The organism is Acinetobacter wuhouensis (genome assembly GCF_001696605.3).
GTDB lineage: Bacteria > Pseudomonadota > Gammaproteobacteria > Pseudomonadales > Moraxellaceae > Acinetobacter > Acinetobacter wuhouensis.
Genome location: NZ_CP031716.1, coordinates 449,928 through 468,819 on the forward strand (window position 1 = coordinate 449,928; position 18,892 = coordinate 468,819).

At 38.9% G+C, this 18,892-nt stretch carries 19 protein-coding genes; 11 read left to right on the plus strand and 8 right to left on the minus strand.

The genetic code is table 11. From position 1 onward, the window contains the following. Window positions 1-68 precede the first annotated feature (68 nt). From BEN71_RS02770 to BEN71_RS02785, 4 genes are all read left to right on the plus strand, one after another. Complete coding sequence (locus BEN71_RS02770) at window positions 69-1,007, plus strand: cation diffusion facilitator family transporter (RefSeq protein ID WP_068973733.1); 939 nt, start codon at window positions 69-71, stop codon at window positions 1,005-1,007. A gap of 2 nt (window positions 1,008-1,009) precedes the next feature. Beyond that, the gene (locus tag BEN71_RS02775; protein WP_086322672.1) at window positions 1,010-2,170 is read left to right on the plus strand and encodes an MBL fold metallo-hydrolase; all 1,161 of its coding nucleotides are present in this window, start codon (window positions 1,010-1,012) and stop codon (window positions 2,168-2,170) included. Between the two features lie 26 nt (window positions 2,171-2,196). Continuing rightward, window positions 2,197-2,772, plus strand: coding sequence for a hypothetical protein (locus BEN71_RS02780; protein ID WP_068973732.1), 576 nt, complete (start codon window positions 2,197-2,199; stop codon window positions 2,770-2,772). A gap of 75 nt (window positions 2,773-2,847) precedes the next feature. Next, a complete protein-coding gene (locus tag BEN71_RS02785) occupies window positions 2,848-3,498 on the plus strand; it encodes a hypothetical protein (RefSeq protein ID WP_068973731.1) in 651 nt (216 codons plus the stop codon). Here the strand turns inward: BEN71_RS02785 and BEN71_RS02790 are convergent. Together BEN71_RS02790 and BEN71_RS02795 are read right to left on the minus strand one after the other, a co-directional pair. Next, on the minus strand, window positions 3,488-3,892 hold the full coding sequence (locus tag BEN71_RS02790) for a DoxX-like family protein (protein WP_068973730.1): 405 nt from the start codon (window positions 3,890-3,892) through the stop codon (window positions 3,488-3,490). The genes BEN71_RS02785 and BEN71_RS02790 overlap by 11 nt on opposite strands. Next, the gene (locus BEN71_RS02795) at window positions 3,885-4,361 is read right to left on the minus strand and encodes a thiol-disulfide oxidoreductase DCC family protein (protein ID WP_068973729.1); all 477 of its coding nucleotides are present in this window, start codon (window positions 4,359-4,361) and stop codon (window positions 3,885-3,887) included. The genes BEN71_RS02790 and BEN71_RS02795 overlap by 8 nt, the downstream gene beginning before the upstream one ends. A gap of 340 nt (window positions 4,362-4,701) precedes the next feature. On the opposite strand from BEN71_RS02795, the gene katG reads away from it, so the two are divergent. Together katG and BEN71_RS02805 are read left to right on the plus strand one after the other, a co-directional pair. Next, window positions 4,702-6,891, plus strand: a complete 2,190-nt coding sequence (gene katG, locus BEN71_RS02800) for a catalase/peroxidase HPI (protein WP_068973728.1) — start codon at window positions 4,702-4,704, stop codon at window positions 6,889-6,891. Window positions 6,892-7,105: 214 nt separating this feature from the next. Then, window positions 7,106-8,056: a helix-turn-helix transcriptional regulator gene (locus tag BEN71_RS02805; protein ID WP_161553505.1), complete on the plus strand. Its 951-nt coding sequence runs from the start codon at window positions 7,106-7,108 to the stop codon at window positions 8,054-8,056. A 27-nt stretch (window positions 8,057-8,083) separates the two neighbouring features. On the opposite strand, the gene BEN71_RS02810 is transcribed toward BEN71_RS02805, so the two are convergent. Beyond that, entirely contained in the window at window positions 8,084-9,418 is a 1,335-nt protein-coding gene (locus BEN71_RS02810; protein WP_068973726.1) for a hypothetical protein, read from the minus strand. 123 nt (window positions 9,419-9,541) lie between these two features. Then, window positions 9,542-10,162, minus strand: a complete 621-nt coding sequence (locus tag BEN71_RS02815) for a TetR/AcrR family transcriptional regulator (RefSeq protein ID WP_068973916.1) — start codon at window positions 10,160-10,162, stop codon at window positions 9,542-9,544. A gap of 80 nt (window positions 10,163-10,242) precedes the next feature. On the opposite strand from BEN71_RS02815, the gene BEN71_RS02820 reads away from it, so the two are divergent. Continuing rightward, window positions 10,243-11,931: an acyl-CoA dehydrogenase family protein gene (locus BEN71_RS02820; RefSeq protein WP_068973725.1), complete on the plus strand. Its 1,689-nt coding sequence runs from the start codon at window positions 10,243-10,245 to the stop codon at window positions 11,929-11,931. A 228-nt stretch (window positions 11,932-12,159) separates the two neighbouring features. On the opposite strand, the gene BEN71_RS02825 is transcribed toward BEN71_RS02820, so the two are convergent. After that, the gene (locus BEN71_RS02825; RefSeq protein WP_068973724.1) at window positions 12,160-12,354 is read right to left on the minus strand and encodes a hypothetical protein; all 195 of its coding nucleotides are present in this window, start codon (window positions 12,352-12,354) and stop codon (window positions 12,160-12,162) included. Window positions 12,355-12,825: 471 nt separating this feature from the next. Here BEN71_RS02825 and BEN71_RS02830 point away from each other — a divergent pair, with 471 nt between their 5' ends. Both BEN71_RS02830 and BEN71_RS02835 read left to right on the plus strand, forming a co-directional pair. Next, window positions 12,826-13,122, plus strand: a complete 297-nt coding sequence (locus tag BEN71_RS02830; protein WP_068973723.1) for a hypothetical protein — start codon at window positions 12,826-12,828, stop codon at window positions 13,120-13,122. A 135-nt stretch (window positions 13,123-13,257) separates the two neighbouring features. After that, on the plus strand, window positions 13,258-13,446 hold the full coding sequence (locus BEN71_RS02835; protein WP_068973722.1) for a DUF7230 family protein: 189 nt from the start codon (window positions 13,258-13,260) through the stop codon (window positions 13,444-13,446). A gap of 52 nt (window positions 13,447-13,498) precedes the next feature. On the opposite strand, the gene ptsP is transcribed toward BEN71_RS02835, so the two are convergent. Both ptsP and BEN71_RS02845 read right to left on the minus strand, forming a co-directional pair. Then, a complete protein-coding gene (ptsP, locus tag BEN71_RS02840; RefSeq protein WP_068973721.1) occupies window positions 13,499-15,793 on the minus strand; it encodes a phosphoenolpyruvate--protein phosphotransferase in 2,295 nt (764 codons plus the stop codon). Between the two features lie 81 nt (window positions 15,794-15,874). Beyond that, window positions 15,875-16,375, minus strand: coding sequence for an RNA pyrophosphohydrolase (locus BEN71_RS02845; protein ID WP_068973720.1), 501 nt, complete (start codon window positions 16,373-16,375; stop codon window positions 15,875-15,877). Window positions 16,376-16,559: 184 nt separating this feature from the next. Here BEN71_RS02845 and BEN71_RS02850 point away from each other — a divergent pair, with 184 nt between their 5' ends. Then, window positions 16,560-17,210 carry an HAD family hydrolase gene (locus BEN71_RS02850; protein WP_068973719.1) on the plus strand — a complete coding sequence of 217 codons (651 nt, stop codon included), beginning with the start codon at window positions 16,560-16,562 and terminating at the stop codon, window positions 17,208-17,210. 178 nt (window positions 17,211-17,388) lie between these two features. Further along, window positions 17,389-17,631, plus strand: a complete 243-nt coding sequence (locus BEN71_RS02855; RefSeq protein WP_068973718.1) for a DUF2789 domain-containing protein — start codon at window positions 17,389-17,391, stop codon at window positions 17,629-17,631. 112 nt (window positions 17,632-17,743) lie between these two features. Here BEN71_RS02855 and BEN71_RS02860 read toward each other — a convergent pair whose 3' ends face one another. Continuing rightward, the gene (locus tag BEN71_RS02860; protein ID WP_068973717.1) at window positions 17,744-18,601 is read right to left on the minus strand and encodes a LysR family transcriptional regulator; all 858 of its coding nucleotides are present in this window, start codon (window positions 18,599-18,601) and stop codon (window positions 17,744-17,746) included. Window positions 18,602-18,892: the final 291 nt, after the last annotated feature.

The window sequence follows — 18,892 nt, forward strand, 5'->3', positions numbered from 1 at the left end:
GCTAATATGAATGAATATCGGTATAAAAATCAAATCGATGTATTTGATGAAAAAAAACAGGACAATAAATGTCAGATTCTAACAAAATTGTTGTATATGCAGCACTTTTTGGTAATTTAGCCATCGCATTGGTTAAGTTTGTTGCAGCGTATATTACAAATAGTTCTGCAATGTTAAGTGAAGCTGTACATTCTGTTGTGGATACACTGAATGAAATATTGTTGCTATATGGTTTAAAGAAATCGCAACAAACTGCCGATTACCAACATCCATTTGGCTATGGTCGAGAGTTATACTTTTGGGCCTTTATTGTTGCTTTATTGGTTTTTGCTTTGGGCTCAGTGGTGTCTATCTTTCAAGGTATTCAACACATACGTCATCCTGAAGTGATTGAATCTCCAATGGTGAATTACGCCGTGTTAGGGTTCGCGATTCTTTGTGAAGGAACGTCTTGGTTTATTGCCCTAAAAACCTTTAAAAAGACCAAGGGTTCAATGGGATATTTCGAGGCATTTCGACGTAGTAAAGATCCGACGACATTTACCGTTTTATTTGAAGATTCAGCAGCATTGATTGGTTTATTGATTGCTTTGGTTGGAATTTTTTGTGCACATCAATTTAATTTACCTGTTTTAGATGGTGTGGCTTCGGTATTGATTGGTGTCGTTTTAGCCATTTCAGCTTTACTTTTGGCGAGAGAAACGAAAGGATTGTTGATGGGGGAAACAGCAGATCCCAAATTGCGACATAATGTGTTGCAGGTCGCGCAAGAAGATCAAGCTGTATATTCTGCCAATGGTGTACTGACAGAACAAATGGGAGCTCATCAAGTAATCGCTTCTTTAAGTTTAGAATTTAAAGATGGGCTTACTTCAGATGAGATTGAAACCTGCGTGAACAGAATTGAAGCAAAGATTAAGAGTATTCATCCTGAAATCGTGGCATTATTCGTGAAGCCACAAACTAAACAAGTTTGGCTTGAAAGAATGAAAGGGCGTTTAGAGTAATCATGTCGAAACAAGAGCCAATTGTCCGTTTTGAAGAAAAAACGAAACAAGATGAGACGATTTTAGATAAGAAGAACCATGAGAATAAGGTTCAATCTGCTGTAGTTCCATCTGAAAATGTTCAGCAATTACATTATCGAATTGATACTGAAAACTGTTTATCGCATACATGGGCGAAACCGTTATTTAAAGTGATTGGTTCGAATTATCACAATGGGGAACGTTTTTTTAATCAACAACGTCGACCTGAAGGGCGTAGTCGTTGGGATTTGATGAAATGGTTAGGCACACGTAAGTCTTATACATGGAATGTCGATTCAGCCAAAGAAGCCGCTGAATTCTATGCAACTAAACGAACATTACCGCAAAACCGTCCAGATGCTGATGACAATGATTGGCAAGTCTGGTTTGTTAGTCATGCAACGGTCTTGGTACAAATAGGACCGTACAACTTTTTAACCGATCCAGTTTGGGCAGATTACGTCAGTCCTAAACAAGGGCGAGGACCTAAACGGGTGATTCCATCGGGAATTGCCTTGGAACAACTTCCAGAGATTCATGCCGTTTTATTGAGTCATAATCACTATGATCACATGGATTTGGCATCTTTAAGATGGCTACACAATAAATTCGGTATGCCGATTTATACAGGTTTAGGCAATGGATCATATCTGCCTAAAGCATTTCATGTGATTGAAATGGACTGGTGGCAATCGGCTTTATTTAAAAATTTGAAAATTATTTATACCCCCGCACAACATGGTTCTGGTCGTGGCTTACGTGATCAGAATATTGCATTGTGGGGCGGTTTCTCCATTATTTCTGAACATGGTCATTTCTTCTTTGCGGGAGATACAGGCTATTCACCACATTTCAAAGAAATTCAAAAGCGTTTAGGAACACCACGCATTGCTTTGTTGCCGATCGGGGCGTATGAACCTAGAGCATTGATGCAATATATGCATATGAATCCGCAAGATGCTTTTCAAGCGCATTTGGATTTACAAGCCAAGCGTTCTTTGGCTATACATTACCGTACATTCCAACTGACCGATGAAGCACGTGATCAGCCTGAACAAGATTTGCAAAAAGCCATGAAACATTCGTCGAAAATGGTCAATCCGTTTTATTGTATCCGTGAAGGGCGTAAGTTAGTGGTCTAATATAAAAATGAACAAGGATGTTGAATATGAAAAAAATGAGTTTACGATTTTTGGTATTACCTTTTCTCATCTTGTCTTTTGATGTTGCTCATGCAAAATCAAAGCATGTAGACCATGATCAAACCGCTGATGCGGATCTAGTCGATTATGCTGGTGATAAGCCTGCTGATGTTGTTGATGCTGTTGCAGATCGACATGATGTTGTACCCAACTATGCTGCAAAGCCGATAGAAGAAAAATATAGCTTTGATGGTATGGAAGGTTCAAATGATTGGAGATTGATTTATCAGGATAAGCAAACACAATATTTTCAAAATGATTTGACTGTGAATGATGGGATTCAGTTGGTTGAGGCGTGGATTAAGAAGATTGAACCTACTAAGAAAACATCTGTGGTCAATTACTATCAGGTTCTATGTAAAGATCAGACCTTTAAAGTGCTTGAACAATACCAAAGTAAGGATGATCAAAATTATAAATTAGTGAAAAAAGTAGATTTATATCGTCAGACCCAAACCTTGAGCCAAGCCGGTGAGAAGTTGCCTGTGTTTAAAAGATTATGTAAGGAAAGAGAGGACTTTGCTAAAGCTTGGGGGCTTTAAAACGAGGCTTTGAGTAGGTAAAATGACGCTTTTTATTCAGTGAGATGTTGTTTAATCAATAAAAAGAGAAAAATAATGAAAATATTCAAACCTTTGATGTTGATTTTACTAATGCTTGGTACAGTTGCTGTACAGGCAAAACCTCTTAATATAAACCAACATCATTTTGAAATTAGAACTACGCAGGGTGAAACCGAAGAGGGGTTTGAACAAGACAATCTTGAATTATATCGTGGCGATAAAAAGCTGCTGACCCATACTCAACGTTTAAGTACGGGAGATTGCAGTATTCTCACCATAGAGTTAGGTGACTACGAGGTTAAAAATAATCAAGTCATTTTCTATAGTTATTGGGCGGCAGGGGATCGACAGGGTTTGTGGACATTTCCTTATGGCGTGCGTAAGCAGGTTTATTCAGTCGATTCAAAAGGGATGGTCAAATTAATCAGTGCTGTGGTTTATGTGGAGGATACTATTAGCAATCCATTGGAGACAAATCCAGATCAGGATTATCTACAGTTTTTAACAACACAACCAAAAACTCAAAAAGATAAATTTGCATTAAATAACTATATTCAGCAAATGCAAACACGTTATAAAGCGCGGTTTGTACATGGACAGGAACGTACACAACTTCTCAAAGAAGTGAAAAGTAAATTGGCTTCACAGATTGCAGTAGAAACAAAGGGTTGGAAAGAAGATTTCGGTCAAAATGTCAGGTTGTAACGTTTTGACTATGTTGAATATTGATCAGTTGAATCGCAACGACAGATAAAGTAGCCATCGCAACATTCATTGCAAAAGGGTTAAAGCCAGCAGTGAAATATTGTGGATAAATGACCGCAACTGTGACTACTAAACCAACTAAGCCAAAAATATTGAGATAATGAAGTAACTTAGATTGTCGAAATACTAAAAATAAACAGCCATAAATGATCTCGATCACACCTGAAAGTGTAATAAACAGCATCATGCTCGATTGATCAATCTCTAGAAATTCCCAAAACTTTCGTTCTTCTGCTGCTTTAAAGATAATTTTCGGCACGATACCTTGATAAATCCATAAGATCGCTAAGCTGATATTTATTGTGAGTAATGCCTTTTGAATAGACTTATCCATTAATGACATTTTCCAAAAAATGCTGTTTATTTTCAGCAGAAGGAAGGGTGCAATGCTGCATTTTTCCAAATAAGCGATAACGATTGAAAGCCACTCGGCGGTAGAGAAAATCTCGGAGCAATTTCGGCATGACATAACCGACTTTTAAACTTGAAAAAGGTTGCCCCAAGTCTTCGATCACTTTTAAAAATGCAGTAGATTCGGTGTACATTTGCCCATTTTTAATCACTAACATGGTGTCAAAATGGTCTGTTGGCATTTGATAAAATTTTAAAATGGCTTGTCCTAAATCAGACTGAACTGAGGCGAGTTTAAATCGAGCACCTATATCGTATTTGATCAGAAATTCTGTCCAAGCATTGCATAACACACAAATCGCATCAAATAACACAATGTCATGTTGTTGAATGATCTGTTCAATGCTGTCCTTAGTCAGGACAATATGATTTTCAGTGCTTATTTTTGACATTCACAGGCTCATTTTATTCAGCGCTTAAGCTCACTATAACTGAAATTATTGGGCGAAAAAACAGTCTGTATCGGTACATTTTTAAACCATCGGAATAATCGAAAAGTATGATGAAAATAATGAATCACCTAAACTTTGTAAGGAAATAGTCGAGAAAATGTTGCTAAATCGCTGAATTATTGTAAATCATTCAATTTTAAGATTTTAAATAGAAGAATCCGATTGTTTTTATTCGTTAAATTCACTTTAGCTTGTCATGAAAAACCGCTATGTTGGTGCTGTAGCAGAATTTTTAAACGGTTAAATTTTTAATCAAAATTGATGAATGAGGAAATTATACATGGATAACAATAAGCCAGCTTCAGGTTGCCCTTTCCATCAAGCCGGTGGGCAGACCAGTGTAGCCAGCACCAATAATGCAGATTGGTGGCCGAATGCGCTGAATCTCGATATTCTTTCTCAACATGACAAAAAAACCAATCCGATGGACCCAGATTTTGATTATGCCAAAGCATTTAAATCATTGGATTTGGAGGCAGTAAAACAAGACTTACGTGAACTGATTAATTCAAGCCAAGATTGGTGGCCATCGGACTATGGCAGCTATATTGGTATGTTCGTACGTACCGCATGGCACTTGGCAGGTTCGTATCGTAAACAAGATGGTCGTGGCGGTGCGAACACAGGTAACCAACGCTTTGCACCCTTAAACAGTTGGCCTGATAACGTCAATACTGATAAAGGTCGTCGTCTACTTTGGCCAATCAAACAGAAATATGGTAATAAAATCTCTTGGGGTGACTTGATCGTCCTCGCAGGAACAGTTGCTTATGATGTGGCAGGTTTAAAAACCTTTGGTTTCGGTGGTGGTCGTTTAGATATTTGGGCACCTGAAAAAGATATTTACTGGGGTGAAGAACGCCAATGGCTTGCACCGACCAAAGAACGTTATGCAAGTGATGCGGATCGTTCATCTTTAGAAAATCCACTTGCTGCGGTACAAATGGGCTTGATCTATGTCAACCCTGAAGGTGTTGATGGTGTCCAAGATCCACTGCGTACAGCACAAGACATGCGTGTTACTTTTGACCGTATGGGTATGGATGATGAAGAAACTGTTGCCCTCACTGTAGGTGGTCATACCGTGGGTAAAGCACATGGTAATGGTAAAGCTGAAAACCTCGGTGCAGATGTAGAAAGTGCAGATGTAGAATTCCAAGGTCTCGGTTGGCACAACTCAGAAGGTACAGGCAATGGCGCAAATACCATGGTCAGTGGTCTTGAAGGTGCTTGGACAATACATCCTGACAAATGGGACAATGAATTCCTGTATTTACTGTTCACGTATGAATGGGAAAAAACGCTCAGTCCTGCGGGTGCAAAACAATGGGAACCTGTGAACATCAAAGAGGAAGACAAACCTGTCGATGCACACAATCCAAATGTACGTCGTAATCCGATGATGACAGATGCCGATATGGCACTGAAATTTGACCCTGCGTACCGTAAAATTGCTGAAGATTTCTATCAAAATCCTGCCAAATTAGCTGATGTATTTGCCCGTGCTTGGTTCAAACTCACCCATCGTGATATGGGACCAAAAACTCGCTACTTGGGTGCAGATGTTCCAAATGAAGATTTAATTTGGCAAGATCCTATTCCAAAAGCAGATTACTCATTGTCTGATGTCGAAGTGACGAATTTAAAAGTAAAGCTACTGAACAGTGGTTTAACTTCTGCTGAATTGATCGCAACCGCTTGGGATAGCGCACGTACTTTCCGTGGTTCGGACTATCGTGGTGGTGCCAATGGTGCACGTATTTGCCTTGCACCGCAAAAAGACTGGGAAGGGAATGAATCTGCTCGTTTAGCTAAAGTTATTGCGAAACTTGAAGAAATTCAAGCGGGCTTAGTGAAGAAAGTCAGCATTGCAGATTTAATCGTACTCGGTGGTACAGCAGCGGTTGAGAAAGCAGCGCAAGATGCGGGTGTGAACATCAAAGTTCCATTCCTTGCAGGTCGTGGTGATGCGACTCAGGAACAAACAGATGCTTATTCTTTTGAAGATTTCGAGCCGAAAGCAGATGGTTTCCGTAACTTCTTAAAAGCAGATTATGTGGTTCAGCCTGAAGAAATGTTGCTTGATCGTGCACAATTGCTTGGTTTGACTGCACCTGAAATGACTGTTCTTGTCGGTGGTTTGCGTGTACTTGGCGCAAACTATGCGGACGATAAAGCAGGTGTGTTTACAGATAAAGTTGGTGTTCTCACTAATGATTTCTTCGTGAATCTAACGGATATGAACTTTAACTGGAAACCGACGGGTAAGAATTCATATAACATCGTTGAGCGTAAATCTGGCGATGTAAAATGGACTGCAAGCCGTGTGGATCTGGTATTTGGTTCTAACTCGATTCTTCGTTCTTATGCAGAAGTCTATGCGCAAGACGACAACAAAGAGAAGTTTGTCAAAGACTTCGTGGCGGCTTGGACGAAAGTTATGAATGCTGACCGCTTTGATGTGAAATAAGTCATTTAAGATGTAAGAAAACCGCCTGAGGGCGGTTTTTTTGTGGAACTGAACGGTTTATTGAAAAGTCTGACTTTGTACGATATTCAGATTATTATTGGAAATTAATCATCTCTATAAATAGTAAGAATGGATTTTTGCTATGGTCAAGGAATTTTTTAGTGTCCATAAGTATGTTGTTCAGAATAACAGAATGGGGTTTTATTCATGGGCAATGGAAAATGGTTATGCTCATATTTATGACTTAGTTTCAAAGGAATGGGTAAATTTAGACAATTACAACAATGATCGAGTTCCTTTAGAAATTGTCAGCCAAGAATATAACCAAATCGCAAGCTTCATTGATGAACCCAATTTAGGGCTTAAAGTTGTTCAAAATTATAATTTACAACGTTCTCCTTTTTATTATGTGATGAAATTTAGTCTAGAACCTATTTTATCGAGAAATATTGAATTACCTGAAATTTTAGTTTTAAGAATGGCAAGTCATTACTATGGCATGATGACTGAGGTTGTTGCTATGCATTGTGAGGAATACAATCACAAAATCGTGGTTGATTTTAACCCCAATCTTCCTGAGTTAGTGTCTAAACATCAGATAGAAGGCATGATGTTTGCTTTTTCCAGACTGGTGCATAATTTTATTGATAAGAGACCTATTGGTGTGCAATTTACACATCAGCAGGAAGTGGTCAATAGTAAGTTATATCATCAGACTTTTTACTGTCAGCCTACTTTTTCGCATGATATGAATAAGTTGATTTATCAAACTTCTGGGATCACACATGAAAGTGATTATCCATTATTAATTAACCCAATTATTCATGCGATAAAAATGCAGTTCCCCCAAATGCTTTTTAATGAAATGGTCAGAATTATCTTGCAGGTGACATTGGGGTTCATTTCACCAACACGTGAAAATATAGCCAGAACATTGAGTATGAGTATTCGGACTATGCAGCGTAGACTGAAAGAGGAGGGGATGAATTTTAATGATATTTTACTGGAAGTCAGAAAAAATAGAATTCACCATTATTTGAACTATTCTCAGCTTACATTGGATAAAATCAGTCTACTCTTGGGCTATAAAGCGACCAGCCAGTTTCATAAGGCATTTCGTTCATGGTTTGGGCTGACACCAAAAGAATATAGGGCAAAAATCTAAATTTTTCACCCTATATCAGCTTGAATTTTATGAAGGATTACATCCTAAAGCTTCAAACTCCTGTTTGGTATAATATTCAGCCTTAGGTAAATACTCTCCAAGTACCTGAGCTTCATCGCCTGGTTTTTGAGTGTTCTGAATGGCATTGTAAAAATTACCAGTAGGAAGCATATTGCGAATAATTAATCGCCCATCCGTTTTATGATCTTCACGCCCTTTTACAATAGAAAAACCATCACCCTGATCTGACCATTTCAGATAACCTACACCACATTCTTTAGTCGCATTTTTTGGACGATCTTCTGGCAGACTGGTCACAATGGTAAATTCACCTTTGGCATCGGTATCAATTTGTTCATCGAACAGGCAGGAAGTGACTTTCTGCGAGTAAAATTCATTCTGACAAATGGACCAGTATCTTAGCTGAGAGTTTTTAGTGTTAAAAATTTGTTCAGCATTATAGGTTTTCGGTACGGATGGAATTTTTCCTCGAATCACTACAATTGGTTTTATATTTCGGTCTACAAATGTCGATATATACTGGTTATCCAGATTGGCATAATAGCCCACGCTACGTACTGGGTCAGTATCGCAGACACCATAAAAATCACACTGTACGCTGTGTAACATACTATAAGAAGCCCGCCATACAGGAACTGGTTGCGCAGGGTTATTCAGTCGGGCTTTGGCATAGGTATCTGCTGAAAGGAGTGGAATACTGACGATTTCGTTAGATGCTTTAAGGGCAGAGCAGGCGGCTTCACCTGTAAGTACTTCACCTTGTCGGGTGGTTAGTTCGACCTGAGGAAGTTTGACACCTCCCATTAAGCTTTTACCTTTATCTGCAACATAAACACGATAAACCAATAAAGCAGGATTCCCTGATTTAGTCGCATCATAAATGGTATTTGCTGTACCTCCCATTTCAGGCGCTTCACCTGCTGTAATATTTAAGCTATAAGCTCGATTGGGATTATTTCTCGCATTACCATCGATAAAGGGGTTGATATTATTCTGATCGGGAATGATTTTACTATCGCTGATGGTATAAGCAGGGGTTGTATCTTCTCTATAGCTGTTAATGGACATATATCTTGCGTAAGGGAAATCTCCTTTTAATCTTAAATTTGCACCTTCGGGTAAGGTGTATTTTGCACTCCAGTAGGTACTTCCAGTGTCAGGAAATGCAAAGTTGGTTCTGGGATTGTCGATGACATAAGGACCTTGCCAGAAACAGTCACTTGTAGGTTCTGAAGTGGGTGGAGTGATTGAAACAGTCTGATTATTATCATTGTCTCCACAAGCACTGAGCCCTATAACAAGGAGACACACACTTGCCATCACATTAATTACCTTATACATATGTCCTCCTGACATTATTTATATTTGCACCTGTCATCTTAGGTGAAATAAAAAAATGGATAAGTCGTAATTCGGGACAGTTTTAAAGTCGGAGATTCCAAATATGATTATGGTAGTGTAAAACTATATCTCCATTAAACTTTTTATAAAACCAAGCACATCACTCTCCAAAGCATCCCACTCCCCAAACTCAGGCTCAATCAATAAAGTTTGAGAAATCACACCATAGCAAACCCGTTGCACATTTAAACTGATCCGATTCAATTGCTCATGATCCTGAATAAAAGGTATGAGAATGCTTTGCCACATTTGCACCATCATGTCATAACTTTTACGATAAATTTCAATACTCGAAATTTGCCGTTCTAACAAAAAAGTCTGCGCCCATAAAAACTGTTGTGCCTGAATTTCCTGTAACTGAAAATGAATGACTTGCTGTAAATATGCTGAAAAATCAAAATTTGTGGATAACTCGATCAGACTTTGTGCATAACTTTTTAAAGCTTCAGCATTACTTTTCACATGTTGATGAATAGTCAAAGCAATCAAATCTTCTTTCTTGGAAAAATACTCATAAAAAGTTCCCAAGCCGACACCTGCAACATCGGTGATTTCCCGAATGGTAATTTCACTGGCAGGGCGTTCATGCAAAAGCCGAACAAAACTTTCCATCAAGGCTTCTTGAGTGATACGAGCCCTTGATTGGCGAGGTTTACGACGCACATTGATTGCAGGCAAAACCATAAAAATAACCCGAACATCCATCCACAGATTTTCATCTATACTGAATGTAATTAGACAAAACAACAAGACAGGATTTCAGCATGAACACAGCACAACTTGGAACAACTACAGCATGGAAAACCCATGAGATCAGCAACCAATTTGATGAATTGCAAAACTATAATTTATTCAGCACTGATCAAGTCCTACAAGAAATATTACAACGCTATGGCAGTCAAGATCAGCAGACTTTAGCTGAGTTTGGAGAGATTGTCGGTTCAGCAGAATATTATCAATATGCAGACCTAGCCAATCGTCATACACCTGAATTACATAGTTTTGATGCACGTGGTCGCCGTAAAGATTTTCTGGAATTTCACCCTGCATGGCATAAATGGATGGGCTTGAATCGTCAGTTCCATACCCATGCTTATCCATTTAGTGATGCACAAAATCAGTCACAATCGACCTCAAAATGGGTGGATTGGGCAGCACGCTTCTTCTTAAGTGGACAGGTCGAATGTGGCAATTTATGTCCAAACTCAATGACTTTAGGTAGTATTCCACTGATTCAGAATGAACCTGAGCTTTGGGCAAAAATCGGTGAAAAATTACTGTCCAATGAATATGATGAACGTGACATTCCTATTGCTCAAAAAAAATCCATCTGGATGGGCATGGGCATGACGGAAAAGCAGGGCGGTTCAGATGTCCGTGCCAATGAAACTGTTGCAGTTCCTGTGGCGGAATCAGGTCGTGGCAAAGCCTATTTGCTGACAGGGCATAAATGGTTTTTCTCTGCGCCAATGTGTGATGCACATTTGGTGGTGGCGAAAACTGAACAAGATGGTTTGGCGTGTTTCTTTGTACCGCGTTGGCTGGAAGATGGCACGAAAAACAATATTCACGTGCAACGTCTAAAAGACAAAGTTGGCAATCGCAGTAACTCAAGTTCAGAAGTCGAATTTAAAAATGCGTGGGGCATTATGATCGGTGAGGCAGGGCGTGGTATTCCGACCATTATTGAAATGGCGAATTACACCCGTTTGACTTGCTCGGTGGGTTCAAGTGCGATGCTACGTCAGGCATTGGTGCAGTGCGTTGCCTATACCCGTCAGCGTAAAGCTTTCGGAAAGCATTTAGCTGAACAACCTTTAATGCAAGGGGTACTCGCGGATTTAGCATTGGAAACCGAAGCAGCAATGCAACTGAGTTTTCATCTCGCACATTGTTATGAGCAAGATGATGAAATGTCGTTGGCATGGAAACGCATCATGACCCCTGCATCTAAATTTTGGGTATGTAAACGTGCTGTGGAACTGACGGGCGAAATGATGGAAGTCTTCGGTGGTAATGGTTATGTGGACACAGGCATCATGGCTCGCATTTTTAAAGAAGCGCCTGTAAACACCATTTGGGAAGGTTCGGGCAATGTCATGTGTTTAGATGTATTACGTGCGATTCAACGTGATCGTGAGTCCATCGAAGTCCTGTTCCAATCATTCGCCAAAGTGGCTTCAAGTGATGCTGTTTTACAGAATGAATTGCAGTCTTTGTTTAAATTATTCAGCAGTTTACAAGCCGATGAAATGCAGTTTATGGCACGTAGTCTGGTGAGTCGTTTGGTGATTTTGGCACAAGCGATTTTACTGAAACAGTATGCACCTGATTTTGTCTCTGATGCATTTATCGCAACACGTTATAGTGAATTCCATGGACGGGTCGTGGGAATGGTGGATGCAAAAGCAGTGGATGTGGAACGACTGTTGCAAAGGGCTTTGGCGAGTTGAAATAATTTTTTAAATGCCCAAATCAGCGAAGGTCATCATGATGATGACCTTCATACGCTTAAATCAGGTTTGATTTGAAGCTGATACTTTTAACACGTAATTATTGAAAATTACTTTTGTTTTTTAAGCTTTTTTTGGAGCTTTTTCAATTTACCTTCGTGCTTTGAAATTTTGTCCAAACGCGCTTTGATTTGTTTCTTTAAAGATTTAACTTGCTTTGACATCATGTTACTCCTTTGTTTTGCTATCCGTTGGCTGATGCTTTTTGATAAAACTACGGATAAATTTTCTTAACTCACGTGCTGCACTGGTATCAAGACTTTCACACAATTGTAAAAACTCATCCCGTTCAGCACTGTTAATGCGAATTAAGAGCTGACCATCTTTTTTATTCACCTTTGTCTTTTTGGGTAATTCAGCCATCACGTATTTATCCCCAAAGGTGAAAATCAAAATGTATATACAATATATATACGTTTTAAAAATAAAGCAAATTTAACTTGTTGAAAATATTTGATTATTTTGTATTTTAATGAAACTTAATGTAAGACTGTGTTTTTTCAGGCTATAACTGATTGTTATCATGGTCTTTATTTTAAGCGGTGAAAATATTTGTTCTGTCATTCGACTATTCTGCTGAAAAAATAGTTTTATATAGGCTTTAAGGTGTTGTGAATATATCTATTCCCCTACATGATAGTGCGTTTATGAGGTCGGTAATTTTCAGACCTCCTAATAATAAGTGAGTTCAATATGAGTTGTAGAATAGAGCAATACCCAACAAAAATATACCTTCAAGATATTGAATTTAATGAAGATACTCGGTTTATAGATATTGAGAAGCATTTTCCGAAAAAATCATTTGTTTCAAATAGACCGTAGGGTGAGGTTACTGTGGATTATATTGATTACACTTTTTTTGAAAATGGAAGTGAAATCAATATTTCTGTCTATTTTGTAGATCATCAGATTGAGAAAGTGACCATCAGGATTCCTGCAATTAATGATGATTATGATCACACAGATGGTATGGATTTTTATCGACAAAGAGACCAACGTGAAAAAAAGTATCAAAAATGGTTGGATCGCGTGTTAATACAAAAAAATTCAGAAGTAGATCACTCTCGTATCATGGTCGGTTCTGATAAGAGTGAAAACACGTTTATTGTTATTGGTTGGGATGCTGAATAATGCCTGACAAATTTGCATGCTTTAAAATAGCGCTTGAAATAAAATCCGCTTGTATTCTATACAAAAAGGCGTAATATCAGCCTTGCACCGCATCACCAATTCTGCGGTGAACATACAGTCTAAAAGGTAAATAAAATGGCGAAGAAAAAAGCTGCGCCTGAAGTTGTAATTCACAACTTTGTGGCAAAACACATGAACGATTTTAACAAGAGCCAAACTTTTGTAGATCGAAAAAAGAATGCAAAACGAGGCTATGCAAAACACAAAAAAGGGGGATACTCAAATGATTATCTCCCTTTTTTAATGCTTCAAATTTGTGCTTAATACATTGAAATATTAACAATAAAAATATTTAACTTAAAAATAAACCTTCAAATTAAACATTCACCAAACGATTCGATTTCACCATATCTGCTAAACCATGATGACGGAAGAAGTATTCCATCCAACTTTTCACCATCAATGGGTTATTCATCGCCACGACTTCTTCCAAAAGCTTTTGAGCATCTGTCATCGATACATGGCAAATTGCTTTGCGCACACGAAGAATATTACTTGAACTCATCGACAGTGTATTGAAACCCATAGCCATAAGTAAAATTGCAGACAATGGATCCCCTGCCATTTCACCACAGATACTGATCGGTTTGTCATACTTATGACATTCCTGAACCAAACGCGTTAAGGCACGTAGTACAGAAGGGTGGAAGTGAGAATACACACTCGACACACGGGGGTTATTACGGTCAACTGCAAGTAAATATTGAATCAAGTCATTCGAACCGACTGAGAAGAAATCCACCAGTTCAGCAAACTCACCAATCTGTAAAAGCACACTCGGTACTTCGACCATGATGCCGATTTTAGGTTTGGTGATTTTAACTTGTTCCTCTTCCTGAACCGCCATCCAGTCACGTTCAAGCAGATAAAGTGCTTCTTCAACTTCACTGACACTGGTCACCATCGGCAGTAAAATATGCAGATTATTCAGACCGATACTGGCTTTGAGCATGGCACGAATTTGTGAAGAAAAAATCTCAGGATGATCGAGTGTGAAACGAATCCCACGCCATCCCAAAGCTGAGTTTTCTTCTTCAATTTGGAAATAAGGCAAGTCTTTATCTGCACCAATATCCAGGGTACGCATCACCACAGGCTTATTGGCAAAGTGACTGAGCTGTTGACGATAAATCGCACGTTGTTCTTCTTCACCTGGAAAGCGTTCACGGAGCATGAACGGAATTTCTGAACGATATAAGCCAACACCTTTGGCACCACGTTGTACACCACGAACCACATCAATCATTAAGCCTGTATTGACGTACAACTTGACCGCAACACCATCGGGCGTGATTGAATCTTTAGTTTCGTATTGCTTTAAATCTTTGGCAATTTGTTCTTCTTCTTTTTGAATCTCTTTATAACGAGTACGCAAACGCCGTGGTGGATTTACAAACACACGACCTTGATAAGCATCGACGATCATTTCAACATCATCGAGGGTATTTACAGGTAATTCAGTCACGCCAACGACTGTCGGAATACCGAGCGCACGCGCCACGATCACCATGTGTGAATTGGCAGCGCCTTCAGACGTGACAATGGCTGCAATTTTATCAACAGGTAATTCAACCAATGCTGCAGTACTGATTTCTTCACCGATTAAAATACTTTCAGACGTGATTTCTTTATGACTGGTATCGCCTTCTTGCAAAGCTGCTAAGATGCGTCGTCCAAGATCTTTTAAATCAGACACACGTTCACGTAAGTAGTCATCTTCCATTTGCGCAAACAATGCGACATGACGGTCGATGACATGCTTTACTGCACCTTGTGCCCAACTACCATCACGGATGATTTCTTTAATCTCACTCGGTAAAGCATTTTCATCTAACATGCGTAAGAACACGCTAAATAGCGCTCGTTCTTCAGCCATGAGTGAATCTTGCATTTTATCGTCGAGGGATTGGATCTCAGTGCGAACATCAGAAATTGCACGATCTAAAAGTTCAAGCTCTTCACTAATATCATCAGCATCACGATCTGGCACAGCCGCCAAATCCGCAGGTGGGTAGAGAATAATGGCGCGCCCTAAAGCAATACCACCTGCACCAGAAGAACCTTGGAAGGTTTTATAGTTAGATGAACTGCTTGGTTTACGGAAAACATCAATATTCCCGACAGCATGTGCATGTGCGATGACACCCGAAAGTTGCGCGCATAATGTGACGAGGAAGGATTCAGCGGCTTCACTGAAATCTTGAGATTCTTTATTTTGAACCACCATCACGCCCATCACTTTACGACGGTACATGACTGGAACACCAAGGAAAGAGTTATAGACTTCTTCCCCTGTTTCAGGGAAATAGGCAAAGCGCTCATGTTTAAAGGCATTGTCTAAGTTGACAATTTCTTCACGTTGACCGACTAAGCCGACCAAGCCTTCACCGAGTTGCAATGAAACATTGCCTACAGATTCTGGGTTTAAACCTTTAGTTGCCATCAACACATAACGTTGATTTCGTTCATCTAAAAGATAAATCGAGCATACATCGACATGCATTGCTTCAGAAACTTGGCTGACCATAATTTCTAAAGACTCATGCAAACTGACGGACGCATTGATTTCTTGCACAATGCGTCTTAGGGTGTCCAGTTGCATGTTCGACATGAAGGTATGCTCCTTATTTATGTTCGGTTTAACGCGATTTCATTTGCAATTATTTATAACAGCACTGTTTTGAAAAATCATTCAAATTTTTGAAGAAATTTCAGCACCATGCTGTGGCATCTGCATGCATAACTCCATCATCGCTTTACGATAAACATCACGTTTAAAATTCACCACTTGACCAAGCGGGTACCAGTAACTCACCCATTGCCATTGGTCAAATTCTGGCGGGTCAGACAAATTCAACTGAATATGTTTCGTTGAAGCTGTCAGTTTGAGTAAAAACCATTTCTGTTTTTGTCCAATACAAATCGGATCGGAATCCGAGCGAATGTATCGAAGCGGCAAACGATAATGCAACCAGTCATCTGTCTGGGCGATTATTTGGACGTGCTCGGGTAGGAGCCCAACTTCTTCTCGTAGTTCTCTATAAAGAGCTTGCTCAGGAGTTTCTCCAAACTGGATCCCCCCTTGAGGAAATTGCCATGCATTGTGACCAATGCGTTTTGCCCATAACACTTGTCCAATATCATTTGCCAAAATGATCCCGACGTTAGGTCGGAAACCTTCTGAGTCGATCATTTGGCTACCTAAAAATTGTTAATTTCATTTGACTTTATATATGGGGACACACACTCTTTTGTCCAACTCGATAAAGTCAAAGTAATAATGTTGTAAAATTGCTATGATCTTACCGAATTTCTATCGACTAGCGGTGATAGATTTACAATTTTTTTCTTAAATTTCAGTTTGAACGAGTATTTTCATGAAATTGGCGTTGTTTGACCTAGATCACACCTTATTAAATACCGACTCTGACCATTCTTGGGGCGAGTTTTTAGTCAATGAAGGCTTGGTTGATCCAGTCCATCACCGTGCCATGAATGACAAGTTCTATGAAGATTACAAAGCAGGGCAACTTGACCCGATTGCGTATAATGAATTTGTATTTGAATTTTTAACTCAGCATGACAATGAATACTTAACTGAACTACATCAGTTATTTATGCAAAAAGTGATTCGTCCGCAGATGCGCCCTAAAGGTTTTGCGGCGATTCAACGCCATAAAGATGCAGGACATGAATTGGTTGGGATTACTGCAACATCAGACTTTATTACTGCACCGATTTTTCGTGAATTTGGTATTACAGAAATCATTGCCACCAATGCTGAAGTCAAAGATGGTAAATACACAGGCAAAGTGACCAATATTCCATGTTATCAAAAAGGTAAATTGGCGCGTTTGGATCAATGGCTTGAGGGGCGTGATGTGACTGAGTCATGGGCTTATTCTGATTCAATCAATGACCGTTTCTTGTTGGAATATGCAGATCATGCTTTTGCGATTAATCCAGATGATCGTTTAGAAGCTTTGGCAAAAGAGCAGGCTTGGGAAATTCAAGATTGGTCGATTTGATTGATTGTGTTATTGATGAAGTAGATGAATGACAGCACTGAGGTGCTGTTTTTTATTTTCAAAATTTAAATTCTGAGATTTGTAATTATTTTTATAAATAAAGGTTTTGTGCTTCATTTTAAAAATAAAAATGCTATGTTGGTTTTAGAATTTTTTAGAAACTGCTGGAGAAAATAAAATGAGCCAAACACGTCCAAGAATGACTAATTTATTTGAACAACTGGGTTTGGATTCAAGTGAAGCGGGAATTGCAAAATTTATCGAAACCCATCAGTTAGATGCAGATACAACCATTGTCCAAGCCAATATCTGGTCAGAATCACAACGCCAATTTTTAGCTGAAAAGATTAAGTCAGATGGTGAGTGGGCACTTGTTGTAGATCAACTGAATGAGTCATTACATGAAGATTCAGTGAAATAAAATATTGAGATTCTGATGATTCAAAAACCGCATTTCTAGAGAAGTGCGGTTTTATTTGTATGGATGATATGCCGAGCAGTTTAAAGATTGCTCGGCTTTTAAGTATTTAAAATTACTTCATCATTTCAATCAGTTCTTGCACCGCACGTGATTGTGTACGCGCAGGGTGCCAGACCATGCCCAATTGACGATTCATTTCAAAAGGAATGCCGAGCTGATGTAAGTCTTGATTGAGCAAAGTCTTAGGTAAAACAGACCAGCCTAGCCCAATCGAAACCAACATGCGAATCGACTCAAGTGGGTTGTTGCTCATGGTGATTTTCGGTTTTAAGCCTTGCTTTTCAAATTCAGCCAAGGTGATTTGGCTAGTATAGGTTTGTGCTGCTGGAAGCAGACTTGGATATTCAATTAAGTCTTCTAATTTGAGATTCTTCTTTTGTGCAAGTGGATGAAATGGTGCAACCACAAAAACCAAAGGATCATTCCAAATGGTGATATAGCTGAGGCGTTCATCACCTTGCGGAGGTAAGGTTAAGAAAGCTAATTCTAAATCACCCGCAAGTACTTGTTCATGCGCCTGTTCCGAATCTACAAAATGCACATCCAATTTCACTTCAGGAAATTGTTGAACGTATTTTTTTAAATGCTGTGGTAAATGGTGTAGACCAATATGGTGACTGGTACCAATCTTTAATTTTCCACGGACTTCGCCTTGTTCATGGCTTAGTGTATGGTGAATGTCACCTAATTCATTTAACCAACTTTTAACTTTAGGCAATAGTGAATGAGCCGCATGCGTTGCTTGCACACCACGTCCCGCAGACTCAAAAAGTTTGACGCCAAAATACTCTTCTAAACTATGTATTCGTTTGGTCACAGCAGGTTGGGTAATAAACAGATGTTCTGCTGCCATGGAAATAGATCCTGTTTCCATTACTTTTACGAAAGCTTCAAAGGCTGCTAAATTCATTGTCTATCCATCCATAAAGAAATTTTATGCGTAATTTATTATTTAGAAATTTTAAGAATAAATCAAAGTAAATTTTAAGTTTTTTTCATTGATTGGTTTTACAGCTTGTTTTTAGAATTTATGAAAAGTTTATATACAAGTTTTTGCTATATGATTTGGTCTCATTTCATTTATAGTCAGTCTATAAAAAGAACAAAAGGAAAACTATTTGAATAGAACAGTTCTAAATCCACCAACAATGACATCGATTCATTATTTTAAACAGCTTTCAAGAAGCACTTATACTGCATC